The following is a 26,394-nucleotide window of genomic DNA, read 5'->3' as shown; positions in this document are numbered from 1 at the left end:
AGTTCTTTATATGTTTTTTAAACAATTTTACGATAACAATTTATCTCAAGCATCTTATTTAGTTGGCTGTCAACGCACAGGAGAGGCAATAATAATTGACCCTGTACGTGACTTAACAAAATATATGGAAGTTGCAGATAGCGAAGGTTTTACAATTACACAAGCTGCAGAAACCCATATCCACGCTGATTTTGCTTCAGGCATTAGAGATGTGGCAGAACAATTAAATGCAAACGTATATGTATCTGGCGAAGGTGACGATGAATTAAGTTATCGTAATATGCCAGAACAAACACATTTTGTTAAACATCAAGATATTTTTCATGTAGGTAACATTAAATTAGAAGTATTGCATACACCTGGTCATACCCCAGAGAGTATTAGTTTCTTACTCACGGATGAAGGTGGCGGCTCAAGTGTTCCAATGGGTTTATTTAGTGGTGACTTTATTTTTGTTGGTGATATCGGTAGACCCGATTTACTAGAAAAATCAGTTCAAGTCGAAGGTTCTACAGAAGTTAGTGCGAAACAAATGTATCAATCTATAGAAAGTGTTAAAGATTTACCAGATTATATTCAAATTTGGCCAGGCCACGGTGCTGGAAGTCCTTGTGGTAAAGCATTAGGCGCCGTACCAATGTCTACGCTAGGTTATGAAAAAATAAATAACTGGGCATTTAGTGAAACTGATGAAATTAAATTCATTGAAACATTAACATCAAATCAACCAGCGCCACCACATCATTTTACACAAATGAAAAAAATTAACCAATTTGGTATGGAATTATATCAACCATACAATGTTTATCCTAGTTTAAGCAATGAAAGAATAGCATTTGATCTTCGTAGCAAAGAAGCCTTTCACGGTGGTCATACACAAGGAACGATCAATATTCCTTACAACAAAAACTTTATTAACCAAATCGGTTGGTATTTAGACTATGAAAATAGTATAGATTTAATTGGTGATAAATCTACCGTTGAACAAGCAGCGCATACTTTACAATTAATTGGATTTGATAATGTAGCAGGTTATCGTTTACCAAAATCAGAAATTTTAACCCAATCCATCCATAGCGTTGATATGACTGGTAAAGAAGAATATATACTTGACGTACGTAATGAAGAAGAGTGGAATAATGGGCACTTAGATCAAGCAGTCAATATTCCGCATGGTAAATTATTAAATGAAAATATTCCATTTAATAAAGAGGATAAAATATACGTACATTGTCAGTCAGGTGTTAGAAGTTCAATCGCCGTGGGTATCTTAGAAAACAAAGGATTTGAAAATGTCGTAAATATTAGAGAAGGCTATCAAGATTTTCCAGAATCATTAAAATAATTTAAGAGTGTACAGAAAATAACCATTTTCTGTACACTCTTTTTTTGTGTCTATATATATAGCTAGTATACATATTTTAGTGTTCAATAACCCAACACAAAATCTATGTTCATAAATATGGTTAGAATTAAGTTATGTTACAATGAAAATACATATAGGAGGTTGCTATTTTGAAAATAGGTTATGCAAGAGTTTCAACTGGTTTGCAAAATTTGAATTTGCAGGAAGATCGATTAAATCAATATGGTTGTGAAAAAATATTTAGCGATCACATAAGTGGAGCAAAAAGTAAACGTCCTGGTTTAGATAGAGCCATTGAATTTGCGAGGTCAGGAGATACGATTGTTGTTTGGAGACTAGATAGACTAGGACGTAACATGGCAGATTTAATCACATTAGTTAATGAACTTAATAATCGAGGCGTGAGTTTTCATAGTTTAGAAGAAAATATAACAATGGATAAATCAAGTTCTACAGGACAATTATTATTTCATTTATTCGCAGCATTTGCAGAGTTTGAACGTAATTTAATTTTAGAGCGATCTTCAGCCGGTCGAATTGCAGCACGTGCTAGAGGCCGATATGGAGGTAGACCTGAAAAATTAAATAAACAAGATTTAAACTTACTTAAGACACTTTATGATAATGGTACACCAATTAAAACAATTGCAGAGCAGTGGCAAGTTTCACGTACAACTATTTATCGTTATCTCAATAAATTAGAGGCAAAAGAGAATAAAAACAAGTAGAGCAAATAATCTAGCTTACTATAATGAATCTACTAAATAATTTTATATATCATTAACATACAAAGACTTTGATTCAATGTCACTCGATGTAAAAGAGACGTTCTGACAGCGTCTAAAATCTCATAATATTTGCCTGTTATGAGATTTTAATAATAACACAAGAAAAAAGCGTACAAATTCGTACGCTTTTTTAATATAATACCTGTTTCACTAATGAACATTTTTAGTACTCTAATCATACATACAGAAATACTGTTTTGCTAGCATCGATAATGGTTCGATTAGGGTAGACCCTAAATAGACATTATATATGTATTGATATGCTTAGCTTGTCACTTTAGGAGTTATTTTGCACCTATTTTAATCGTTATTTTGCATTACAAGTTAATAAGGTTAGAGTCAGGAGGTATATAGAAGTCCAATTTCTCAGTTCTAAAATTAAGAAATTGGACTTCTATCGTGACTCCCAAAAGGCGGTCTTATATGTCAAACGAGCGCTGATTCTTATTAGAGAAAGCGTTCCGATTGTTAAAGAAATGAGAATAAAGCGTTAAATGTACCATTTTCAAACAATATATAAATCCCTAACCCAATGAATACAATAGGTACAATCCAACGTTCATATTTCTCAATTTTTTCTGATACAAAATCTAAGGAAGCTAAGCGATAGCTGACATAACATAAAACAGCAACCGTAATCATAAAGACAATAACAGCAATAAAGATTTCAGACATATTTAAGGTCGTGAAGTACGGTATATAAATCGAAAAGTCATCCGCACTGGAAGCTAATACGATGAAAGTCATCGTCAAAAATAACTGATTAAATTTTCCAGAGGAGAATAAAGATAAAATACTACTTTCATCTTCATCCTCTTCTCCTTTAATCCACATTTTCACACCTAAGTAAAGTGGTAAAAGCCCAAGTAGTCCGATAACCCATTGCTGAGGAATTAAATTTACAACCCCCTGTGCAACTAAAAGACTTGCTCCTATAACAATTGCAGTCCCTATATATTGTCCTATCCAAATATGTTTCACCTGACCTTTTTTTACTTGCGAAAACAAAAGAATTAATATAACGAGATAATCAATTCCTGTTGCTACATATACCGCAGCTGCTGTAAGTATCGTTGCGATCATTTTTCCATCTCCAATATTTTATATTTTAGGGGTAGGACTTTTCTTCAAATTGAAAAGCCCCCCTTGAATTGCGCACAGCGTGACCTTACTATTCTGTTTTCTACCTATTTATCCTTCACTCTCATCAGTCGTAAACTATTTAATGCTACCAAAATAGTAGCTCCCATATCGGAAAGAATCGCTATCCAAAGGGTTAACCATCCCGGGATAACTAATAGTAAGGCAATTATTTTAATTCCGATAGCAAAAGTGATGTTAGCTTTAATGATATTTAAAGTTTTTCGACTGAGTCTTACTGCAAATGGAAGCTTACTTAAATCATCTCCCATTAATGCAATATCAGCTGTTTCAATTGCAGTATCCGTTCCAGCACCGCCCATTGCAATTCCAACAGTAGATGCAGCAAGTGCTGGAGCATCATTAACGCCATCGCCAATCATAGCTACATTATCATACTCCGATTGCATTTTTTTAATATAATCTAATTTATCCTGTGGCATCAATTCAGACTGAATATCAGAAACGCCTACATGTGTACCGATTGCATTTGCAGTACCTTGATTATCACCTGTCAGCATAATTGTTTGCTTGATACCTAACTGATGAAGTTTTTGAATCACATTTTTACTTGTTTCACGAACCTCATCTGCAACGGCAATTACGCCGAGAATTGTTTTTTCCGTTCCAATAATCATGGCTGTTTTTCCTTGGTTTTGTAGGATTTTCACATTGTTTTCAAACCCAAGGCTAAAATCGGAAACATTTAATTCCTTGAAAAGTTTTGGGCTTCCAATATAGTAAGTAGTTCCGTTTACAATCCCTTTTATACCTCGCCCAGTAATCGAAGTGAATTCTTCCACTTGTACATTAGAATAAGGGATATTATCTTGCTCTGCCTTTTTCATTATTGCTGAAGCAAGTGGATGTTGTGAACGATATTCTAAAGCTGTAATGGTAGAGAATAGCTCTTTTTCTTCCACTTGGTCATTTAATACTTCAAAATCTGTTACCATTGGTACACCTTTTGTCAGTGTTCCTGTTTTATCAAATGCGACTGTCTTAATGGCTCCTAATTTCTCGAGATAGACACCACCTTTAACCAACACACCTTTTTTCGCTGCATTTCCAATTGCCGAGACAATCGAGATTGGAGTAGAAATAACTAATGCACAAGGACATCCAACTACAAGAACTGCTAATCCTTGATAAACCCATGTATCCCAACTGCCACCAAAGAATAGGGGTGGAACGACTGCAACCAAGGCTGCAATAACCATAATGATCGGAGTGTAGTATTTCGCAAATTTATCAACGAATGCTTGGGCTGGAGCACGCTCCCCTTGTGCTTCTTCAACAAGATGAATAATCTTGGCAATGGTTGTATCTTCTACGTATTTGGTGATTTTTACTTCAATTAGTCCCTCTTCGTTAAGCGTACCTGCAAATACTTCGTCATCTACCGCTTTGGAGACGGGAACAGATTCTCCTGTTATAGCTGCCTGATTGACAGCCGACAAGCCATTCACAATGATTCCATCCATGGCAATTTTCTCCCCTGGTTTGACAATCATGATATCACCCACAGCGATATCGTCCACATGGATTATTATTTCCTGACCATTTCGTCTAACTAGTGCTTCTTTTGGGGCGATATCCATCAATGAACGTATGGATTGTCTTGCTCTGTCCATAGAGAAGCGTTCAAGTGCTTCACTGATTGCAAAGAGAATAACAACAATAGATGCCTCTGCCCATTCACCAATAATGGTAGCTCCAATAACGGCAACGGTCATCAGGGTTTTCATGTCGAAATAAAAGCGTATCAAATTTTGAAAACCGACTTTAAATAATGAATATCCGCCAATTACAATAGAACCTACAAATAACATGGAAGTTACGAGGTTATCTTCTCCATTTACAAAGTGAGAAAGGTAACCAAAAGCAATTAGTAGTGTGGCAAACAGCAATGTACTATGTTTTTTATAAAATGGTGTTTTCTCTTCTTTATGAGCCTTAGTGTCATCTTTAACCCTTTGTATCGTTTGATTCGCTAGTTTTTCAGGAGATACTTTTAGATTCTCAAAAGCACCTGCTTTTTCAAGTTCTTCAACCGATGCATTTCCATATACATCAATTTTAGAAGCGCCAAAGTTTACTTTTGCATCCTCAACTCCAGCTATTTGTTTTACATTTTTTTCAAACTTCCCCGCACAATTTGCGCAGGAAAATCCTTCCACACGGTAAACGTTTTTATCTTTAATTACCACAGGTTCTACCCGTCTTTTAGGTTTCTCTGGTGCCACTTTAAGATTTTCAAAAGCACCAGCCTTTTCTAGTTCTTCAACAGTTGCACTGCCGAAGACATCAATTTTTGAAGCTCCAAAATTTACTTTTGCGTCCTGAACGCCTGGAATCTTTTTAACATTTTTCTCAAACTTTCCTGCACAATTTGCACATGAAAATCCTTGGACCCGATAGACGTTCATTTCTTCTTCCATTAGTTTAACCTTTTGTTCAGACATTGACCTTCACTTCTTTCTTATGTGCTAGGGCGATCATCATTATCTGCCTGATATGTTCATCATCTAAAGAATAGAAAGCTAGTTTTCCTTCTTTTCTAAAGTTGACCACCCCTTGCTTATAAAGCGTACGTAAATGATGAGATGCATTTGCTATCGTAACACCTAAGATATTTGCTATATCACAAACACACAACTCTTCATCCTGACACAGAGCGTAAGTAATTTTTGCTCTATTTTCATCGGCAATAGCCTTTAACATTTGGCTAACACCAGAAATATCAACTGTTTGTAAATCCCCTTGTATTCGATTAACCTTTTCTTCGTCATAACAAAAAATTTCACAAGTATCTTTCTTTTTCATATTATCATCCCATCTTCATTCAAATATTTATTTGAATATATTATGACCATTTTCGACTCATCATGCAAGCAAATATTTGAATGAAAATAAAAGAAGTAAGTAGGGCATAAAATTCTAGTCTCAAAAACGAACCTTTCCAAGACAAAGATGTTATTGTGGATGCTGGTAAAATTTCAAGTAAAAGCTATACAGCAAAATAAAAATAAAGCAAAACTGCTAAGATAATATCTATTGAACCCTTAAAGTTGAACTTCAAACTTCAATTTCAAGGGTTTTTTAAATGGTATGAATAAAGTTGTAGAGTTTAAGCGTGTTAGAAAAGTTAATTTATATAACTTAGACAGTAAAATTACTTATCAAATAATAATATAACGTAGATTTAAAATATATTTATTTCAAAAAATTTTAAGAGAAATTAATTTAATATTTGAAACGCTTACATAATAGGGATATACTGTAATTAATCTTAAAGGGGATGTTAAATTTGAATGTAAATAAGAGTTTGATTTTCATATTAGGGGCACTTGGTGGTTTGTTATATGGTTATGACAATGGGGTTATTTCAGGGGCATTGCTTTTTATCAATGATGATATTCCATTGAATAGTTTTACAGAAGGCTTGGTTGTAGCATCCATGCTTGTTGGTGCTATTATTGGTTCAGGTGGGAGTGGACCGCTGTCTGATAGGATTGGTAGAAGACGTTTAGTATTAATTATAGCCATTGTTTATATTGTCGGTTCATTAATATTGGCCGTTGCACAAAATATGCCGATGCTTGTAGTCGGTAGATTGATTATAGGTTTAGCAGTCGGTGGCTCCATGGCAACTGTTCCGGTTTACTTATCCGAAATGGCACCTACGGCTTATCGTGGCTCGCTAGGGTCATTGAACCAATTAATGATTACAATAGGTATTTTAGCAGCATATTTAGTGAATTATGCTTTTGCAGATATGGAAGGATGGCGTTGGATGCTCGGATTAGCTGTCGTACCATCCGTTATTCTATTAATTGGTATTGCATTTATGCCTGAGAGTCCTAGATGGTTGCTAGAGCATAAAAGTGAAAAAGCTGCGCGAGACGTTATGAAAATTACGTTTAATGACGACAAAGAAATAAATACAGAAATTAAAGAAATGAAAGAAATTGCAGCCATTTCAGAATCAACGTGGTCTATCTTAAAATCACCTTGGTTAAGACCTACGTTAGTGATTGGTTGTGTATTTGCACTGTTCCAACAAATCATCGGCATTAATGCGATTATATTTTATGCGCCAACTATTTTTAGTAAAGCGGGTCTAGGTGAAGCGACATCTATTCTAGGTACTGTGGGTATAGGTACGATTAATGTACTTGTGACGATTGTCGCAGTATTTATTGCAGATAAAATTGATCGTAAAAAGCTACTTATCACAGGGAACATCGGTATGGTCGTGTCACTCCTTGTAATGGCTATCCTGATTTGGACGATAGGTATTGAATCTTCGGCCGTTATTATTATCGTATGTTTATCACTATTTATTGTGTTCTTTGGCTTAACATGGGGACCTATTCTTTGGGTTATGTTACCAGAAATGTTCCCAATGCGTGCACGTGGTGCTGCTACTGGTTTAGCAACACTCGTATTGAATTTTGGAACGCTGATTGTGGCGCAATTATTCCCAGTATTGAATAGTGCCCTAAGTACAGAATGGGTATTCTTAATATTTGCATTTATCGGCATCTTGGCAATGTATTTTGTAATTAAATACTTACCAGAAACACGAGGTCGTAGTTTAGAAGAGATTGAATATGACTTAAGAGAAAGAACCACGGGTGTGGATCCAGCAAAAATTAAATAAGTATCATGAAACAAGCCCAACAACACGCAATCGTTGCTGGGCTTATTTGTTGGAACATTATTTGTCTATAGATTAGATATGGCTCAAGACAACTAGCTAATAGCTACGGTATAAGAAATAAATTTAAAAAATAAACGAGATAAGTGCTAGTATAGGGAGACCGCCTTGCTTAAGCAGGATGGTTTTTTGACTTGTGATTGCACCATATAATGCTACAAGGATCATATAAATCAATATGCTAATAATAAGCTCTCTAGGGTGGTCAGAAAAAAACAAACCATATAACAATAATATTCCTAAAAGACCATTATAAACACCTTGGTTTTTCATAAGCGTTTTTAATTTGTCTTGTTGAAGCACTTGCTGTTCGATTTTGAAAAGTTGACTCGTTTTTTTCGAAGTTGTTAAAAAGGTTTGCAAAACGAGAATGTATAAAAATTCTATAGCAACGAATAAAGTTAATATGAAAGACAAGGTACTCATATGGATAACTCCTTTGTGTATTAAATTGAAAATGCACTGTCTTCATGATTATATAGAAAGCGTTAAATAAAAGAAACACAGAAAAGAATAAAGTTATACTAAATAAAAGCAATGCTCCCATTTAAAGTAAACATTTAAAAATGACAACTTGAACGGGAGTATTTTTATAGCTTTTAATAACTAAAAATTAGACGGATAATAATGTAATTTAAATAATTAATAAAAGTTTTCGATTTTTACCATAGCTTAATAAATCATTAGCTAGGACGAGGAATATCTACAAAGTCTTGTTGATTTAAAGTAACGGATTCGCCTTGCTTATACATTTTTTCTACATGAAATTCTCCCCAATAGCAAAGTGATGAAAGAATTTTACCCAGTGTTTGACCGTATTCTGAAAGTTCGTATTCAACTTTTGGAGGCACTTGATCGTAAACGATGCGATTAATAATGCCATCTTTTTCTAGTTCTCGTAATTGTTGTGTGAGCATCTTTTGAGTGATTGTTGGTATGGCACGTTTTAATGCAGACGTACGCATGCGGCCATTATTTTGTAAATGGCAGAGCATGACCGGTTTCCATTTGCCTCCAATAACATCTATGGTCGCTTCGACACCAATATTATATGTTTTACTCATTTCATTAACTCCTTTATAGACACTAAAAAGTACCTATAGTACTTTAAAGTGCGTACTTCCTATTTTTATATGTGTGGATTATAGTAACACAATCAACAAAAAATAAGGAGCGAAAAAATTATGAGAAAAAATAAATTTGCCATCTTGGCATTAGCCATGTCTGCATTTGCTATAGGCATGACTGAATTTATAAGTGTAGGTTTATTACCATTAATCAAAGATTCATTTAATACGACCATTTCACTAGCGGGATTAACGGTTTCACTTTATGCCGTTGGTGTAACGATTGGTGCGCCGTTGTTAACGCCACTAACAAATAAAATAAAACGTAAGCATTTGCTTATAGGGATCATGCTGATTTTTATTATCGCTAATACATTAGCAGCATTTTCAACGACATTCAGTATGTTACTGGCTATGCGTGTCCTTTCGGCATTAATGCATGGTGTCTTTATGTCTATCGCTACAGCCATTGCTAGTGATCTAGTGTCACCTGATAAACGTTCAAGTGCCATTGCCATGATGTTTACAGGTTTAACAGTTGCGACAATCACAGGTGTGCCACTTGGAACTTGGATAGGTCAACAATTTGGTTGGGAAGCTTCATTTATAACAATTGCGATTATTGGCTTTTTAAGTTTAGTAATTAATATCATATCTGTACCGAACGATTTAAATGAATACGAACAAGCATCTATGTTAGAACAGTTAACCGTTTTTAAAAATAAATCATTGATGATGGTATATTTAATCACTGCACTTGGTTATGGTGGCACTTTTGTTGTGTACACTTACTTAACAACACTACTGACTGATACTTTACATTATAGTGATGATGCAGTTGTTATATTGTTAGTGATTTATGGTGTGATGGTAGCCATTGGTAATACGCTTGGTGGTAAATTAACGAATAACCGTCCAATGCAAGTGTTAATCGGTATATTTTTAATTCAAGCCATTGTATTGTTAATTGTTGGTGTGACGGTATCACATCAAATTTTAGGTACAATCGCTATTTTAATTATGGGACTGTTTGCTTTTATGAATGTACCAGGTCTGCAGTTAATCGTTGTACTTTTTGCAGAACGTAAAAATAAAGCGACTACGAATTTTGCGTCTAGTTTAAATATTGCATCATTTAATATAGGTATTACTTTGGGTTCTGTCATTGGTGGTTACGTACTTAATCATTTTTCAATTACTATGACGCCTTATTTTGGTTTCGCGATGGTATTGATTGCGAGTGCAATGATGTATATGGTTTATAAAAATGAAAAATCAACAGAATTGAATATAGCGTAATGCTAAGATGCATTGATAATTCATTTTGAAAAATATTCATAAAAAATGTAAAGTTTTTAAAATTTCAATTTATATTTGAATTAATTTACTATTAAATTTAAAATTGTTGTAGAGTGATATGTTTTAAATTTAATTGAGAGAAGTGAATGTTTATGAATGTAAAAGAAAGTTTATTTGAAAAATTAGAAGCAAAAAAAGAGGAAATGGTGCAGCATCGTCGTTATTTACATCAACATCCAGAATTATCTTTTCAAGAAACGGAAACCGCTGCTTATATTCAAGATTTTTACAAAAATAAAGATGTCACAATAACACAACCCGTTGAGGGTAGTAATGCAATTATTGTTGAGATAACAGGCCAATATCTGGGTAAGACAATTGGGTTGCGTGCTGATTTTGATGCGTTACCAATTGAAGAAGAAGCGGACGTCCCATTCAAATCGTTAAACCAAGGCGTGATGCACGCATGTGGACATGACGCACATACTGCCTATTTATTAGGATTAGCGGATGCGCTGATTGACATCAAAGACCAACTTTCAGGCACAATCAAAATCATTCACCAACATGCAGAGGAAATGCCTCCAGGAGGGGCGCAACAAATCATGGCATCTGGTGCACTCAATGATGTGGATGAAATTTATGGTATTCATGTTGTGCCCGTGGCAGGACCAGAAGTGATTGGTTTCAATAAAGGCAATGCATTTGCGGGTAGTTCCACTTTCACACTAACAATCAAAGGATTGGGTGGTCATGCTGCTAGCCCTCACAAGACACATGATGCATTAGTTGCGGGGACAAACTTTGTAAATACGCTACAAACAATCGTATCAAGACGTATAGATCCATCAGAAATGGGAGTCATAACGGTAGGAGCTTTTGAAGCGCCAGGTGGTGCGAACGTCATTCAAGATAAAGTTACAATTAAAGGGACTGCACGTTATCTAAATGATGATTTAGAACAATTTATGTATGAAGAAATTGAGAAAGTTGCTCAAAGTGTCGCTATCGGATTTGATATCACATATGATTTGGATTACCAATTTGGATATCCTGTACTTTATAATCATCCAACACAAACCAATCATGTTGTTGATATATTATCTGCAAGTAAAGGTGATTATTTTGAACAGCTTGTAGAAATTCCTGCTGTATCGGGATCAGAGGACTTTGCATATTATTTAAAAGAGATTCCGGGTACCTTCTATATAGTTGGTTGTAAACCAGAACAGGTGACGTCACCATATATGAATCATCATCCGAAATTTAAAGTGAATGAGGATGCATTAATTGTAGCAGCCAAATCGCTTGGGGAAATAGCAATTAATAGACTGACAGCTACTGATTGATTTTAATAAATAAGCAGTGATTAAGAATTGTGATAAATAAAAAAGCACTTACGAAATGCATGAATGAATGCATCGTAAGTGCTTTTTTTAATTTTTTATTAACCTTTAATTGAACACATAGACTACATTGTTCTGCGTGAAGGTTTGCTATCATCGGATAATTTGGCTGATAATATCAATGCTACAAATGAAATTGCTGCTGCAACCATAAATGTAACGTTAACACCATGGATGATACCTTCAATACCATCACTAGGGTTTGATGAAACAGACATTAATGTAATAAATAATGCTGTACCAATTGCCCCAGCCATTTGTCTAAATGTATTGTTCATTGCAGTACCATGTGCGATAAGGTGATTTGGCAATTGATTGATTGCTAAAGTTGTCATCGGCATCATTACCATAGCGAGCGACACCATACGAACGGCATTCGATGTAGCAAGATAAGTAAACGACGTGTGCGCCGTTAATACTGTAAATGGTAATGTGGATAGAACTAAAATGAGTAGTCCAATACGTGCAAGCCATTTACCTCCGAACTTATCGAATAAATAACCTGTAATTGGGTTCATGATACCCATAATAATAGCGCCAGGCAATAATACGAGACCAGACTCTAAAGCAGAGAACTGTAACATATTCTGCATATATAACGGCAAGATAATGTTAGATGCGATTAATACACCAAAGACAAACATACTTAATGCTGTACCTAAAGTGTAAATATTATAACTAAAGACTCTAAACTCAAGCATAGGTTCTTTTAGTTTCAATTGACGACGAATGAAAACAACTAATGAAACAATGCCAATGATGAGTGGTGCAATGAATTGAACACTGCCCCATCCAGCTTCGCCGACTGAACTAAAGCTGTAAAGGAGTCCACCGAAACCTAATGTAGATAGAATTACAGATGTGATATCCAGTTTTGGATGTGATGTTTCGGTAACGTTCTTCAATAGGAATAATGAAGCAATAATTATAATTATTGCGATAGGGAACACAACGTAGAAGACACTTCTCCAAGTAAGGTGTTCAACTAAAACACCTGATAATGTTGGTCCAATTGCTGGCGCAAATGCGATGACGAGTCCGAAGAGACCCATAGCAGTCCCACGTTTTTCTTTAGGGAAAGTTAGGAATAAGATTGTTTGCATAAGTGGCATCATAATACCAGCACCTGCTGCTTGTAGGACACGACCAATCAGAAGCATTGAAAAATCTACGCCCACTGCACAAAGCAATGTACCTAAAGCAAAAATACTCATTGCAGTTAAGAATAACTGCCTCGATGTATAACGTTCAATTAAAAATGCTGTAATAGGAATCATTATTCCGTTTACTAACATAAATATGGATTGTAACCATTGTACGGTACTTTCAGATACTTGAAGATCTTTCATAATTGGCGGTAAAGCCGTACCAAGTAAGGTTTGGTTTAAAATAGTAATAAAGGCCCCTGATAGTAGTACGATAAATAAGGGGATTCTTTTTTCGACATGGAAAGTATCGTTTGCACTCAATTAACTCACTTCTTTCATAAAAATTACACAGTTTTATATTATAGCACTATACATAATTTAAATCTAAAAGTTAAACTGGAAAAATTAAATTTGTAGTCAAACAGAACGAGACAGCAATGAAATAGTTTTTAAAAAGGCGGTTTAAAAGATAGTTCTTTAGGTAAGTAATGATTGATATTTGTGTGAATAATGATTAGAAAATGCACAATAACATTTTACAACTATATGTTAAAAATACTACATGAGATGTGAGGCAAATGTCAAAGTTATCATTCAGAGATTTTAGTTGGCACATCAGGCATGACATTACTTTTAAAATTCAGAATATTTTCAAAATGCGTTGTAGTTGTATTATAATAGGAAAGTATTCATTACTGAGTAGCCGTAATCATATTTTTTTACATGCAAAGATAATAAAATTATGATGACAATGGACTAGAATATTTAAATGAAATATTAGGAGTTTTTAATCAATATAGATATAGAACTGAGGGAGAGTTAATAGACAATGGATAAAAAAGATTTAATCGCCCCTGAGCAATATAATATTGTCAGCGAAATTGAAAAATTTGCGACTGATGCAATGAAGAAAGCAGTGATTTTTGAAGACGCGAGTGGCGAAACAAAAGAAATCACATATAAACAATTAATTAAGCACGCTAATAAAGTCGGAAATATGTTTTTAAAACATGGACTACAAAAAGGCGACAAAGTCTTAGTGATGATGCCGCGTTGCATTGAAACATATGAAATTTATCTCGCAGCATTGAAATTAGGCCTCGTTATTATTCCTAGTTCAGAAATGTTACGTACTAAAGACTTACAATATAGAATTACGCATGGCGAAGTGAAGGCCATCGTCGTAACTTCAGATAGTATAGATGAATTTAAAGCGGTAAAAGAATACGCATCGCTTACGAAATTTATTGTCGGTGGTCAAGAAGCGGATTGGTATGCTGTTGAAGATGAAAAGACAGCAGTTTCAGATCAATTAAACACTGTTGAGACGTCTAGAGATGATATCGCGTTACTGTCATATACTTCTGGAACTACAGGTAATCCTAAAGCGGTTGTTCATTCACACGGTTGGGGCTATGCACATATGCAAATGGCGCCGAAACATTGGTTAAGTATTAAAGAAGATGATGTGGTTTGGGCAACTGCTGCACCAGGCTGGCAAAAATGGGTATGGAGTCCTTTCTTATCTATTATGGGTTCAGGTGCAACGGCTTTTGTTTATAACGGCAAGTTTAATGCAGAAAAATATTTAGAATTACTGCAAAATTATCAAATTAATGTACTTTGCTGTACACCAACAGAATATCGCTTGATGGCGAAGTTACCTAATCTGACTGATTATAATTTAGAACATTTGCATAGCGCAGTGTCAGCAGGAGAACCACTTAATAGAGAAGTCGTTGAAAAATTCCAAAATCATTTCAACCTTACAGTGAGAGATGGTTATGGACAAACAGAAAGTACATTATTAATTGGGTTCTTAAAAGATACAGAAAGTCGTCCTGGTTCTATGGGCAAAGCAATTCCTGGCAGTCATGTTACAGTAATCAATGATGAAGGTGAACTTGCCGAAGTAGGTGAAGTAGGTAATATTGCAGTGCCGTTAGACTTACCTGCACTGTTCAAAGGTTACTATAAAGATCCGGAACGTACAGCGGAACCTAGAAAAGGTGAATATTATATTACAGGTGACTTAGCTAAATTAGATGCAGATGGTTACTTCTGGTTTGAGGGACGTAAAGATGATATTATCATCAGTTCTGGTTATATGATTGGGCCATTCGAAGTGGAAGATTCTCTGACAAAACACGAATATGTGAAAGAATGCGCAGTCGTTGCGAGTCCACATGAAATCAGAGGTAATATCGTCAAAGCATTCGTGATTTTACAAGATGATGTGCCAGCAACGGATGAAACGGTTAAGACATTACAAAATTATGTGAAACAAGATGTAGCACCTTATAAATATCCACGTGCTATCGAATTTGTTGAAGACTTACCTAAGACAAACTCAGGTAAAATTAGACGTATTGAATTAAGAGAAGCAGAACAAAATAAATAATCTATGATACTAAAAAATTCCTTCACTACAATGGTAGTGAGGGGATTATTGTTTTTCTGATTAAAAATTATTGAAAGGCAGCACCTATTAATCCGAAACCAACAACTACGACAAGGTAAGCAATAGACCAAATAATGGCTGACTTCTTAGAGAAGCGACTTGTCGCAAATAACAAGATACCAAATACATAAGCACTAATAAGCGTTTGTAAGTCAAACACACGAAGTATAGGATTCCCCTTATCAAAGATATTAAGACTTGTAATCGAATAATCTGTGACTGATAGTCCTGCAATCCATTGGATAAGGACAACAATGAGTGCGATGGTACTGGTAATAATCGTATAACTTAAAGTTGCAGAAAAAATAGATTTAGCACTAGCATCTGATTTCATGATTTTAGAGATAATTAAAATGATTATAAAAGTAACACCAATCGTAAGGATAGAGCCAATCACACCACTAACAACACCGATAATTTTTGCGAATTCAAGTGATTGGTCAAGCTGTTGTCCACTTAATCCAGCATCTTCAAAATTTTGTTTGAAGTCCGTAGTTAATGCAACAATCGTAGCTGATAACGCGATGATAACGATTGCAATAATAAGTTTTAAACCCCATGTTGGTTTTTCACGTAAACTAGAAAAATGTTGCGCTAAAGGTAAATTAGATGGTTCCATATGTATAGTGCCTCCTATTTATAGCGTTTTCAAAAGCATAACATGTGTCACAATATTTTAAAATACTAGAATAAGTATTTTTGAATAATTAATATATAATAATAAAGATGAAAAAGAAAATATAGGACTATAGTAAAAGCGGCTTGTCATATGTAATTATAATAAATTAATTAATAAAAACATGAGATTAATTATGTTTTTTATTGTGTTATCATGTTATGGTTTAAGTGAAGCAAGTAGTCAGTTTATTTATTCAAATCATAATTAAGGGAGCAATGGGATGATACATTATTACAAATTATTTTGGATCAATGCACTTAATATCAAAGGTAGAGCGAGGCGTAAGGAATTTTGGTATCCTTTTTTAATGAATATCCTAATTAATATAATGCTTGAAATCATTTTTTTCTTATTACCAATTCCAGCAATAATAGAAGATACTGTTGGTTGGATTGTGTATATATTAATCCTAGTCGCTATGTTCACTGTTACAGTTAGAAGGTTTCACGATGTTGGTATGACGATGCTAATACCCATTATCATTTTTCTAATTGCGGTTATTAATGATTTTAGTGAATTTATAAATTCAGATATTCCAACACTCGATAATTCTGCATTAACAGTTATTGCTGTTATTTTTGGAGTCGTGTACATTGTGATTTTAATTATTTCATTAGCAGTTTGTTGTACAAGCGGTCAAAAAGAAACAAATAAATATGGTGTAAACCCTAAAGCAGTTGAATAGCATTTTATGATGTCGTTTGTTTCACGTAAGCATTGAAAGTGATACGAAGCATGAAACGTTAGTATCACAAAATTCAATTACTGAAAGAGGTTTTTATGATGTTCAACAACAAGAAAAAGCGTAAATGCGATAAAGAAAGTAAAGAGAGCATATTTTCTATTATAATGGATATATTTTTAAATATTGTAGTCGGGCTCATTAAACTCTTTAAAAACATCATGTCGTAATATAAAAGATACTTGGAAGTCTTCTAGATCAAAATAATTTTACGTATTAGGTAAGCAAATCCTAATGCGTAATTTTTATATTGTTTGTAATTAAATGGAATAAAATATCTTTTTGTTTATACGCCGTATTGTTGGCTCGCAAATCACATGCTGTACATACGAAGCAAGTTATTAAAGGCGCACCATGGAATATCGTGTTATTTTCTATTGGTATGTATTTAGTAGTATTTGGATTGAAGAATGTGGGTATTACAACCATTTTAGCTGATACTTTATCTAATATTTCAAACTATGGCCTGTTTAGTAGCGTTCTAGGCATGGGCTTTATAGCCGCAGTTCTATCATCAGTCATGAATAATTTACCGACCGTACTTATTGATGCTATTGCGATTGGCCAGTCCAATGTAACAGGGATAATTAAAGAAGGTATGATCTACGCCAATGTGATTGGGTCAGATTTAGGTCCTAAAATCACACCAATCGGTTCGTTGGCAACATTGCTTTGGTTGCATGTATTGACTCAAAAAGGGGTCAAAATTTCATGGGGAACGTATTTTAAAACAGGTATTATAATTACGATTCCAGTATTATTTGTAACACTTGTCGGTTTATACCTTACGCTCATATTATTTTAAACTTTATTGCGATCTGCATTGATAGCCAGGTTTAGAATAATCAGGATTTAAAAATACATATGATAGTCAGAACGAATAGTATAACTTGAATTTTTAACTAAATATAGAAAAATTACAATGCAACATTATCAATTATACCGTCATACGTTTTGCCCCTTGCTATTTCAAATAGCAAGGGGATTTTTCACGTATTATAAACGATTACGTTTTACTTTCCAGTATTTTTTAATATTCAATGTTTTTGATAATTGATCAGACAGCAGTAAGCCTAAGGCGATGGACCCTGCGATAAGGATAGTTCTAATAAACGTATTGTTAGCTTCAGTAAAGTTTAATGTTACCAATTGTTGCATCGCTTTATAGGCTAAACTACCAGGAACTAAAGGGATGATACCGGGAATCATAAAAATGACCACAGGAGATTTAAGGATTCGACTCATGATATGACTCATCACACCTAAAGTTAAACTGCCAAGCAAACTAGAATAGATACTATCAATTTGTAATAGGTCATTTAATATAAAACTAATAAGATATCCTGATGCACCTGCTAATCCAGCAGCAAAGAATAATTTTTTAGGTGCATCGTATATTACTGCAAAAAAGTAAGAGGCAGTAAAGCTAAACAAGAATGCATAGATTAAGGTCATGATATACGCCTCCTAAAATAGTAAATAAGCAATAGAAATGCCAGATCCTATAGCGAATGCGATAACGAGCGCTTCTAAAAATTTGGCTGTAAATATTAACATGTGTCTGCTAAATAAGTCTTGAATGGCTGTGGTAATTAAGACACCTGGCACAATCGGCATAATAGAAGCAATCAAGGATGGTCCTATCGTTTGATGAATGTTGAATATTTGACTACCTAGTAGGACAATGACGCCAATAACGAAAGATGCAACGAATTCTGGTATGAACATGGTCGTAGACTTACTTTGCATACATTCAACGATTAGAAAACCAAGTAACCCAGCAATAAATGTAATCACAATATTTTGAAAATTCCCGCCCTGTAAATATAAAAAACTGAGTGATATCACACCTGCAGCTAAACACTTCTTCCAAAATTTAATACTAAGCGTCGCTTGTTCAATATGATTTAGACGATCGAAGGCCTGGGTAATTGAAATTTGATTACTGGCTAACTGACGAGAAATAGAATTGACTTGAAATATTTTTAACAAGTTTGTGGTATTTTTGTTGATCCTGATAATGCGTGTATCATGATTTTCACTTAGGGAAAAATTGATGAAAATATTAATCACATAACCCTGACTATTATGGTAGCCCATACATTGTGCGATTCGTTTCATTGTATCTTCTATACGAGAAATCTCCGCGCCTGAAGATAATAATATTTTCCCTGCAAGTAAAATCACACGCATAGTGATTTTATCTTGAGCATGCTCCATGTTTACACCTCCAAATGCGTCATAGGTAAAGTTATCATTCGTAATACAAGAATAGTCGATAATAATAATCGGATAAATATATATTGATTATATTAAAAAAAGTTATTTGTTTCTATTATTTTATGTATTTTCCACTTATTATCAGTATGAATGAATATAGCTATTCTTGACAATGACGAATAATGATTATATAGTAGTAATATTAAATAAAAATAAATATAGTCGTTGAAGGACGCGCTTTAATTGATATTACGGCTTTAGCAAGATGTTAATAGAAATATTGGCAAATTGAAAAGGTGGACGAATAAGAGTTAAAAGTTCAAATCATACGACATATTGCGTGAAGTAAAACTTTTATAGTTAAAATTAAAAAATGGAATTATATATTAGGTAGCAAAACAAATCACTATAGATTTAAAAGAAGTGCGTTGTTATGAAGCCGACAATGGTAATGAATCGTTCAGGGTTTATTATATATTGTCGGCTTTTTTGTGGTGTACTACGCAACCTATCATGTAATTAAGTAGTCTGCACTATATTATATCTTACAAAGGAGAATCTGAAATGCTTACATCGTTTAATGCATCTATACTGTTAACTATCTTTTTCATCACTATTATTATTGCTGCACTGAGCGGAATTATATTTTTAAATAAACGTATTCCAGTTGCTTATGTGCGCATACATATTTGTATCGTTGCTTTACCACCGTTGCTAGCATTTATCGGACTCCTATTTGCTTCAAATCAGGTTGAAGCTGGTTTATGGTATTTAGATATTTTAGCGTGGTTAATGGCGTTTTTTGTTTTATTTATCGGATTAATTATTCAACGCTATTGTATACGATATTTAGCTGGAGATAGAAGCTATCGAAAATATTTCATGTTATTTACATTGACGACAAGTTTTGCGGCAATGGCATGGTTAACTGGTGACATCCGCATAATGGTTATAAGCTGGGGTTGTACTTTAATAGGGCTAACACTTTTAATTAGTTTGACGAGTGCTTGGAGAGTTACAAGAGCCGCAGCAATTGTGACAGGTAAGTTGTTCTTCTTAGGTTGGATAGCTTTAGCAATCGCTGTTGTTTGGATCGGCTTAGTAACAGGAGAATGGCATTACACTGCTATATCTACAGAGAGTAATTTAGCGCAGATCAATGCTTGGTCAAAATTTGGAATCAATATATTAATTATATTAGCGGTTATGGTACCAGCTGCACAGTGGCCATTCCAAAGATGGTTGATTGAATCTGTAGCAGCACCTACACCAGTATCAGCAATCATGCATGCGGGGATTGTTAATGCGGGTGGTATTATGCTGACACGTTTTTCACCATTATTTAATGGTGACATCGCAACGATGGTCTTACTTGTGTTTGCAAGTGTATCTGTTTTAATTGGTGCGGGTATTAGTTTAGTGCATGTTGATTATAAACGATTACTTGTTGGATCAACGATTGGTCAAATGGGCTTTATGTTAATTCAGTGTGCATTAGGTGCCTACATTCCTGCAATCATTCACTTAATATTGCACGGTTTGTTTAAAGCGACGTTATTCTTACGTTCTGGTTCAGCCGTGCATCATTTTAACGTTCCAAGCCGAGTTAATGAACGCATGTCTTATCTATGGATTCTAATTGGTCGAGGTCTTGCAATCGCAATCGGGTTAGGCTTTTGGTTATCAGCGCCAGAACAGGGTTATCGACTAGTAAGTGGTTTGATTTTAGCATGGTCGTTATCAGTATCATGGACACAACTTGTTGCGTTTGGAGAAGGTCGATTTGGTCGTATGATGGGCTTGTTTGTACTCATTGTGGTTGGTGCAGTCTATTATATTGTACATCACTTTTTCAGTGGCGCTTTACATACAATCACATTCCATAGCGCACAACCACCAATGTTTGCAGTAGTGATAGTTGCAGTATTATTGCTATTTGGTAGTTTGATGAGTACTTGGGTAGCACGTAATCGTTCGTCAAAAGCATTCTCGATATTATACATGTGGATTGTACGATTAGGTGATGCGAAACTTGAATCGGTAGAACGACACCCTAACTATTTGAAATCATATTTATCTAAAGGAGGGCATTAAAATGGGCGTATCAAAGATAGAATCAACGCAAGCGTCGACATATATTGATGATATACATGATAAAGTTACACGTGCGAGTAACGTAATCGTACCATTGTCACCTATTTCAGTGTTCGCTGCTAGAAGTCCGTGGGCAAGGCTAGAACATAAATCATTTGATGAAATTGCCCATTGGCTAAAAGAAACGCGCAAAGTAGATATGTATCCTGCACGAATGACCATTTTGGAAGCCAATCAAAAAGGCGAAATTGATGATGCGTATGTAGAACAATTTTTTCAACAATGGTTAAATGATACCGCATTAAAGATTCCAAGAGAAAATGCAGCACAATATGGCCGTAACGCATTGAAATTGGAGACGTTGGAAACACCTACGGATATTAAATCGCAGCTAGAAGCGTTAGCTAGTGATTTAAATGAACAGGTCAAATTTGAATCTGAAAATACTGTACCGTTAAAGAGTACATACATTTTAGATGAAAAAAATGAACGACTGATTGATACGGTGGATTACCATACGATTAAGTGGTGTAAATTATATATTGATGATGCACAATCTGGATGGACAATGCCAAATCGTGACAAGGGATTATTCTATGCTTGGCGTAGATTAGTAGCGTATGATCCTGCGTTAACCAAAGATCAACGCGCACGTTTAAAATCATTACCTAATGAGGCAGAGGATTTAATGCAACAAGCATTAAGCTATTTAAATATCTCAGAGGCAGACGCGCAAACATATTTAGAAAATCACTTACTATCTTTACCTGGTTGGGCTGGCATGATGCTATGGCAAGATGAACATAGTCACAAAGTGCATGACTTACTTTTTTCTTATCTTGCTATCCGTATTGCTATGGAATGGGCAATTGTTGAGCCATATTTGCCTGTATCACAGCCTGAAGATTTAAATGATATGAATAAAGAAGAGCTGATTGCATCATGGATCCAGTGGGGCAATTTTTCAATGCAATCTTGGAAAGCTCTATCTATCGAAGCACAACAAGCACATATTCAATTTGCGTATCGATTCAATGAACAATTTTGTAGAAAATTATGGTTAGACGCTTGGGAAGCGACTTATAATCAACAATTGAAAGCAATGATCGGACCGAAATCAAGCGTTGAGGCTGAACAACAATCACAAACATTAGTACAAATGGCATTTTGTATTGATGTGCGTTCTGAACCGTTTAGGAAGCACATTGAAGCTAATGGTCCATTTGAAACTATTGGTATAGCTGGATTTTTCGGTTTACCAATCGAAAAAGCGGAACTGGGTAAAAAGTATAGTCATCCATCATTACCTGTAATGAACCAGCCACAGCATAAAATTAAAGAATATACTCATGAGCACGAGCCTAATGCATTCCAACAACGTAAACATGCATTAGAATCAGTGACGTATACATTTAAAAAAATGAAACAAAATGTCTTGCCTAGCTTACTATTACCAGAATTAAGTGGTCCGTGGTTATCGCTACAAATGTTTACACGTAGTTTTATACCGAAAAGTGTTGGCAGTGTTATTCGAAAATTTTATACAAGTTGGTTAAAGAAACCCAATGATACTGCATTGACTTTAAATTATGAACCACAACATCAGCACAATCATCGCCACATACATTTGGAAGATGATTTGCCGGTTGGTTTTACAGATGAAGAAAAAGTGAACTACGCTCTACAAGCGCTCAAGTTGATGGACTTAACAGACGATTTCGCACCGTTAGTTGTCATGTGTGGACATGGAAGTCAGAGTGCCAATAATCCCTATGCAGCGTCATTAGATTGTGGTGCATGTGGTGGTGCGGCGAGTGGTTTTAATGCAAAAGTATTGGCGCAGTTATGTAATTTGCCAGAAGTGAGACAAGGTTTGTTGCAAGAAGGTGTAGCTATTCCTGAGACGACAATCTTCGCTGCTGCAGAACATCAAACTTCTATTGATACATTGACATGGATTTACGTACCTGAACTTACAGAAGCGGCACGTAATGCATATGAAAATATTGAAGCGGCAATGCCTAAAATTAGTTATCAAGCAAATAAAAAACGCCTCTCTCAATTGCCGAATAATAATTTAACTGATCGCAATCCGAATCATGAAGTGTATCGATTAACGAATGATTGGAGTGAAATTAGACCTGAATGGGGTCTAGCTAAAAATGCAGCGTTTATCATTGGTCAGCGTGAATTAACTAAACAGAGTGATTTAGCAGGAAGAGCATTTTTGCATAATTATAATTGGAAAAACGATGAAAATGGCACTATTTTAGAAAATATTATTGCGGGTCCAGCACTTGTAGCGCAATGGATTAACTTACAATATTACGCATCTACGGTTGCGCCGCACTATTACGGAAGTGGTAGTAAAACAACGCAATCAGTGACTGCAGGTATCGGCGTGATGCAAGGTAATGCAAGTGATTTATTGACCGGTTTACCATGGCAATCCGTGATGTCAGCAGATAATAAGATGTATCATTCACCGATTAGATTAGTTGTTGTAATCCAAGCACCACAAGCCTTTATTAGTCGGTTATTAGAAAATGATGAAACATTTAAGCAGAAAGTCATGCATGGTTGGGTTCGTTTAGCAAGTGTTGACGAAGACAATCACTGGCATGAATGGTCAAACGCGGTTAAAAAAGCTTAGTTAAAGCAAATTGAACATGATGGATCATAGCATTTGTTAACGTATGACAACCAATGTTATTTCCTAGGGAATATGACAGAACTATGGAGAAAGTGATTAAAAAATGGTACTGTTATCTTTGTTAAAATGAATTTCTAATTTTAGTTCTACAGGAGATGCATATTTTATGAAAATGACCAAAGGTCGCTATGAGTCTGAAATCAGCAAAGCAATTACCCAATGGGAAAAAGACTTCCTTGGCCGGGGCTCTCTGTCAGTTAAAACGGATATATTACGTGACATGATTATTGTGAGTTTACATGGCGTATTGACTCAAGCAGAGTACAAAGTGTGTGAAACGAATGAAGGTTTGTTAACTATAAAAAAAACACGTTCTAAACTGGTTGAATCTGGTATTGAAGCGCTTGATGAAATCGTGCTGTCTATAACAGGCGAAAAAGTGAAAAGTTTTCATACAGATTTAAGTTCTAGAACAGGTGAAAGAATTATCATTTTTAAATTGCATAACGATTTAGAAAAACAAATTATTGAATAATGGAAACAAACATGAAACCGAAAATACACATGTCATTTATTGAAATATGAGGATAAATGATGTGTGTTTTTTACATGGAATGCGCATGGCGTCGGGTAATCAGCAAAGGCATTTGTATTATCAGTAGTTTTAATTTTAAAGGGCTGCAGAGACAGTATAAGTAATATAAGATACAAAACACGCACATACCGTTGTAAGGGACAGTATGTGCGCTTGGTTCATTACTCATAAATGTTAGAAAGTGCAATACATTAAAGTAATAACTTATCATATAAATTTGGGTGTTAAAGCTTCATAATCTTTAATTAAGATTCTTTTATTAAGATATAACAATCGTGCTCAAATCGTGCTCAAAATCAATTATTAGATTGTAAACTAAATACAGTTTGAGTTTGTGTTCTTAACATGCGTAAAGGACGCTCATCATGTATGTAGTTTGGGTTTGGTGCACAACAACGACAACGAAAGGATTCATGTAAAGCAGTGCTCAAATTATTTTAAAAGCGACTTGAAAATGAGTTCAATAATGTTTTCAATCATTCAAACCCCTTCTTCATAAATTGTACGTAACAACTTGTGCGTTATTCAATTTGGTCTAGGATTAAAAAAAGAATTTGTTCTACTAAGTTAGCTAGTATACGACCCACCTCCTTTATTTGAATATTATAACAATTTAATATTTTTTTGTAGCAAAATGCCTAGATGTATAAAAATAATGTTAGAATGTTAATATTATATATTTATTAAAATCCAATTATATTTAATTTGATTATTTAAGTTCATGAGTGTGGGTCATTAAATATAATAAAATTAATATAGTCCTCAGGATATTTGAATGAATGCGTTTAAATCTTATAGGAGTTATAAATTAATTAAAAAGACTTGAATTATATAGGTTTAATATAGTAATATCACTAATTGGGTGTTAAAGAATCATAATTTTTAATTATGGTTCTTTTTCTTTTGTCTTTTTTTAAGTATAAATATTAAAAAATGTATCTAGCATTGCTAAAATACTTTGCTAAAGCCTATATTTTTAATAAACTAGAAAAGGTTAAACTTTATATATGCATAAGCAATGCGTCCACTTGTTCATTTTTGTAAACTAAAGCGCAAGTTGGATTTGTTTCATTGCTAAAATGAGTATAATACAGTGATAAAGAGACTTATATTAGGAGGGAATATGGTTGGGTCAAATTAAAAGTATCCTATATTCAATTATAGAACCTTTAACAAAGCCGGAAACGTATCAAGCTTTATTATCTAATCTGATTATGATTATTATATACGTTGTCGCGGCATGGATTATTTTGCGCTTTGTGAATAAAGCGATTGCGCAGTTCTTTAAAATTCAAAATAAAGGCAAAAGTGGGAATAAAAAGCGTTCGAAAACTTTGATATCATTAGTTCAAAATGTAGTATCTTATGTGGTATGGTTTATAGTACTGACGACCATTTTAAGTAAATTCGGTATAAGCGTAGGTGGCATTATTGCCAGCGCGGGTGTCGTTGGTCTTGCAGTAGGTTTTGGTGCTCAAACTGTTGTTAAAGATATTATTACAGGTTTCTTCATTATTTTCGAAAATCAGTTTGATGTTGGGGATTATGTTAAAATTAGTAATAGTGGTTCTCCCGTGGCAGAAGGTACAGTGAAATCGATTGGATTAAGATCAATGCGCATTAATACCATTACAGGTGAATTAACAACGCTACCGAATGGGAGTGTTGGGGAAATTACCAATTACTCGGTTATAAATGGTGAGGCAATTGTTGAAATTCCAGTATCTATTTCAGAAGACATTGATTATGTGGAAGAAGTACTGACGACATATTTTGAATCTATTAGATCTAAATATTACTTATTTATCTCGACACCAGAAGTAGTAGGTGTTAATTCGATTACAAATAACGAAATCGTATTGAGGGTGTCTGCAGAGACAATTCCAGGCGAAGGTGCGTCAGGTGCGCGTATTTTAAGAAAAGAAATCTTGAAATTATTTAAACTTAAAGAAATTAAAACACCACAGCCAACGATGGTACAGTACGATGCGAACCAGCAAAAATAATGATTAA

Annotated in this window: 20 protein-coding genes and 1 pseudogene; 12 read left to right on the top strand and 9 right to left on the bottom strand. The window is 34.6% G+C overall.

Translation table 11 applies throughout. From position 1 onward, the window contains the following. Positions 1-10: 10 nt before the first annotated feature. Both cstB and ACP7BT_RS12690 read left to right on the top strand, forming a co-directional pair. On the top strand, positions 11-1,345 hold the full coding sequence (gene cstB / locus ACP7BT_RS12695; RefSeq protein ID WP_041080736.1) for a persulfide dioxygenase-sulfurtransferase CstB: 1,335 nt from the start codon (positions 11-13) through the stop codon (positions 1,343-1,345). Between the two features lie 170 nt (positions 1,346-1,515). Beyond that, complete coding sequence (locus ACP7BT_RS12690; RefSeq protein WP_041080737.1) at positions 1,516-2,094, top strand: recombinase family protein; 579 nt, start codon at positions 1,516-1,518, stop codon at positions 2,092-2,094. A gap of 528 nt (positions 2,095-2,622) precedes the next feature. Here the strand turns inward: ACP7BT_RS12690 and ACP7BT_RS12685 are convergent. From ACP7BT_RS12685 to cadC, 3 genes are all read right to left on the bottom strand, one after another. Further along, positions 2,623-3,237: a CadD family cadmium resistance transporter gene (locus ACP7BT_RS12685; RefSeq protein WP_002510812.1), complete on the bottom strand. Its 615-nt coding sequence runs from the start codon at positions 3,235-3,237 to the stop codon at positions 2,623-2,625. Positions 3,238-3,341: 104 nt separating this feature from the next. Next, a complete protein-coding gene (locus ACP7BT_RS12680) occupies positions 3,342-5,759 on the bottom strand; it encodes a cadmium-translocating P-type ATPase CadA (protein ID WP_041080738.1) in 2,418 nt (805 codons plus the stop codon). Then, entirely contained in the window at positions 5,752-6,120 is a 369-nt protein-coding gene (cadC, locus tag ACP7BT_RS12675) for a Cd(II)/Pb(II)/Zn(II)-sensing metalloregulatory transcriptional repressor CadC (protein ID WP_011304078.1), read from the bottom strand. The genes ACP7BT_RS12680 and cadC overlap by 8 nt, the downstream gene beginning before the upstream one ends. Positions 6,121-6,604: 484 nt before the next feature. Here cadC and ACP7BT_RS12670 point away from each other — a divergent pair, with 484 nt between their 5' ends. Beyond that, a complete protein-coding gene (locus ACP7BT_RS12670; RefSeq protein WP_037539161.1) occupies positions 6,605-7,960 on the top strand; it encodes a sugar porter family MFS transporter in 1,356 nt (451 codons plus the stop codon). Between the two features lie 123 nt (positions 7,961-8,083). Here ACP7BT_RS12670 and ACP7BT_RS12665 read toward each other — a convergent pair whose 3' ends face one another. Beyond that, positions 8,084-8,443, bottom strand: a complete 360-nt coding sequence (locus ACP7BT_RS12665) for a DUF1304 domain-containing protein (protein WP_037539160.1) — start codon at positions 8,441-8,443, stop codon at positions 8,084-8,086. 257 nt (positions 8,444-8,700) lie between these two features. Continuing rightward, positions 8,701-9,081: a winged helix-turn-helix transcriptional regulator gene (locus ACP7BT_RS12660; protein WP_002484325.1), complete on the bottom strand. Its 381-nt coding sequence runs from the start codon at positions 9,079-9,081 to the stop codon at positions 8,701-8,703. 120 nt (positions 9,082-9,201) lie between these two features. On the opposite strand from ACP7BT_RS12660, the gene ACP7BT_RS12655 reads away from it, so the two are divergent. After that, positions 9,202-10,383, top strand: coding sequence for an MFS transporter (locus ACP7BT_RS12655; RefSeq protein ID WP_002484324.1), 1,182 nt, complete (start codon positions 9,202-9,204; stop codon positions 10,381-10,383). A gap of 152 nt (positions 10,384-10,535) precedes the next feature. Continuing rightward, the gene (locus ACP7BT_RS12650) at positions 10,536-11,732 is read left to right on the top strand and encodes an amidohydrolase (RefSeq protein ID WP_041080739.1); all 1,197 of its coding nucleotides are present in this window, start codon (positions 10,536-10,538) and stop codon (positions 11,730-11,732) included. 122 nt (positions 11,733-11,854) lie between these two features. Here ACP7BT_RS12650 and ACP7BT_RS12645 read toward each other — a convergent pair whose 3' ends face one another. Beyond that, complete coding sequence (locus tag ACP7BT_RS12645) at positions 11,855-13,258, bottom strand: MDR family MFS transporter (protein ID WP_037539159.1); 1,404 nt, start codon at positions 13,256-13,258, stop codon at positions 11,855-11,857. A gap of 508 nt (positions 13,259-13,766) precedes the next feature. On the opposite strand from ACP7BT_RS12645, the gene mbcS reads away from it, so the two are divergent. Continuing rightward, on the top strand, positions 13,767-15,338 hold the full coding sequence (mbcS, locus tag ACP7BT_RS12640; protein WP_426303784.1) for an acyl-CoA synthetase MbcS: 1,572 nt from the start codon (positions 13,767-13,769) through the stop codon (positions 15,336-15,338). Between the two features lie 67 nt (positions 15,339-15,405). Here mbcS and ACP7BT_RS12635 read toward each other — a convergent pair whose 3' ends face one another. Further along, positions 15,406-16,017 carry a YIP1 family protein gene (locus tag ACP7BT_RS12635; RefSeq protein WP_041080741.1) on the bottom strand — a complete coding sequence of 204 codons (612 nt, stop codon included), beginning with the start codon at positions 16,015-16,017 and terminating at the stop codon, positions 15,406-15,408. A gap of 280 nt (positions 16,018-16,297) precedes the next feature. Here ACP7BT_RS12635 and ACP7BT_RS12630 point away from each other — a divergent pair, with 280 nt between their 5' ends. Both ACP7BT_RS12630 and ACP7BT_RS12625 read left to right on the top strand, forming a co-directional pair. Then, positions 16,298-16,762, top strand: coding sequence for a DUF805 domain-containing protein (locus ACP7BT_RS12630; protein ID WP_037539158.1), 465 nt, complete (start codon positions 16,298-16,300; stop codon positions 16,760-16,762). 295 nt (positions 16,763-17,057) lie between these two features. Next, positions 17,058-17,624, top strand: a pseudogene (locus ACP7BT_RS12625) (ArsB/NhaD family transporter); the annotation flags it as partial. 191 nt (positions 17,625-17,815) lie between these two features. Here the strand turns inward: ACP7BT_RS12625 and ACP7BT_RS12620 are convergent. Then, positions 17,816-18,274, bottom strand: coding sequence for a threonine/serine exporter family protein (locus ACP7BT_RS12620; protein ID WP_002484317.1), 459 nt, complete (start codon positions 18,272-18,274; stop codon positions 17,816-17,818). Between the two features lie 12 nt (positions 18,275-18,286). Further along, complete coding sequence (locus ACP7BT_RS12615) at positions 18,287-19,039, bottom strand: threonine/serine exporter family protein (protein WP_041080742.1); 753 nt, start codon at positions 19,037-19,039, stop codon at positions 18,287-18,289. Between the two features lie 564 nt (positions 19,040-19,603). Between ACP7BT_RS12615 and ACP7BT_RS12610 the strand changes: the two genes are divergently transcribed. The 4 genes from ACP7BT_RS12610 (at position 19,604) to ACP7BT_RS12595 (ending at position 26,387) form a co-directional block, all read left to right on the top strand. Continuing rightward, positions 19,604-21,133: an NADH dehydrogenase subunit 5 gene (locus ACP7BT_RS12610; protein ID WP_426303783.1), complete on the top strand. Its 1,530-nt coding sequence runs from the start codon at positions 19,604-19,606 to the stop codon at positions 21,131-21,133. Position 21,134: 1 nt separating this feature from the next. Then, a complete protein-coding gene (locus tag ACP7BT_RS12605) occupies positions 21,135-23,786 on the top strand; it encodes a DUF2309 domain-containing protein (protein WP_041080744.1) in 2,652 nt (883 codons plus the stop codon). A 166-nt stretch (positions 23,787-23,952) separates the two neighbouring features. Beyond that, positions 23,953-24,321: a DUF2294 domain-containing protein gene (locus ACP7BT_RS12600; RefSeq protein WP_002484313.1), complete on the top strand. Its 369-nt coding sequence runs from the start codon at positions 23,953-23,955 to the stop codon at positions 24,319-24,321. 1,187 nt (positions 24,322-25,508) lie between these two features. Further along, a complete protein-coding gene (locus ACP7BT_RS12595) occupies positions 25,509-26,387 on the top strand; it encodes a mechanosensitive ion channel family protein (protein ID WP_041080746.1) in 879 nt (292 codons plus the stop codon). Positions 26,388-26,394 lie beyond the last annotated feature (7 nt).

Origin of the sequence: Staphylococcus sp. Y174-1 (genome assembly GCF_049897865.1) — a bacterium.
Classification (GTDB): domain Bacteria; phylum Bacillota; class Bacilli; order Staphylococcales; family Staphylococcaceae; genus Staphylococcus; species Staphylococcus saprophyticus.
This window is presented reverse-complemented; position numbering and strand designations above follow the sequence as displayed.

Excerpts from the sequence above, each read along its gene's own strand:
- ACP7BT_RS12600 (WP_002484313.1), top strand. The coding sequence starts at position 23,953 with ATGAAAATGACCAAAGGTCGCTATGAGTCTGAAATCAGCAAAGCAATT.
- ACP7BT_RS12685 (WP_002510812.1), bottom strand. The coding sequence starts at position 3,237 with ATGATCGCAACGATACTTACAGCAGCTGCGGTATATGTAGCAACAGGA.
- ACP7BT_RS12610 (WP_426303783.1), top strand. The coding sequence starts at position 19,604 with ATGCTTACATCGTTTAATGCATCTATACTGTTAACTATCTTTTTCATC.
- ACP7BT_RS12660 (WP_002484325.1), bottom strand. The coding sequence starts at position 9,081 with ATGAGTAAAACATATAATATTGGTGTCGAAGCGACCATAGATGTTATT.
- ACP7BT_RS12620 (WP_002484317.1), bottom strand. The coding sequence starts at position 18,274 with ATGACCTTAATCTATGCATTCTTGTTTAGCTTTACTGCCTCTTACTTT.
- ACP7BT_RS12655 (WP_002484324.1), top strand. The coding sequence starts at position 9,202 with ATGAGAAAAAATAAATTTGCCATCTTGGCATTAGCCATGTCTGCATTT.
- cstB (WP_041080736.1), top strand. The coding sequence starts at position 11 with ATGTTTTTTAAACAATTTTACGATAACAATTTATCTCAAGCATCTTAT.
- ACP7BT_RS12650 (WP_041080739.1), top strand. The coding sequence starts at position 10,536 with ATGAATGTAAAAGAAAGTTTATTTGAAAAATTAGAAGCAAAAAAAGAG.
- ACP7BT_RS12605 (WP_041080744.1), top strand. The coding sequence starts at position 21,135 with ATGGGCGTATCAAAGATAGAATCAACGCAAGCGTCGACATATATTGAT.
- ACP7BT_RS12680 (WP_041080738.1), bottom strand. The coding sequence starts at position 5,759 with ATGTCTGAACAAAAGGTTAAACTAATGGAAGAAGAAATGAACGTCTAT.
- ACP7BT_RS12615 (WP_041080742.1), bottom strand. The coding sequence starts at position 19,039 with ATGGAGCATGCTCAAGATAAAATCACTATGCGTGTGATTTTACTTGCA.
- cadC (WP_011304078.1), bottom strand. The coding sequence starts at position 6,120 with ATGAAAAAGAAAGATACTTGTGAAATTTTTTGTTATGACGAAGAAAAG.
- ACP7BT_RS12630 (WP_037539158.1), top strand. The coding sequence starts at position 16,298 with ATGATACATTATTACAAATTATTTTGGATCAATGCACTTAATATCAAA.
- ACP7BT_RS12635 (WP_041080741.1), bottom strand. The coding sequence starts at position 16,017 with ATGGAACCATCTAATTTACCTTTAGCGCAACATTTTTCTAGTTTACGT.
- mbcS (WP_426303784.1), top strand. The coding sequence starts at position 13,767 with ATGGATAAAAAAGATTTAATCGCCCCTGAGCAATATAATATTGTCAGC.
- ACP7BT_RS12665 (WP_037539160.1), bottom strand. The coding sequence starts at position 8,443 with ATGAGTACCTTGTCTTTCATATTAACTTTATTCGTTGCTATAGAATTT.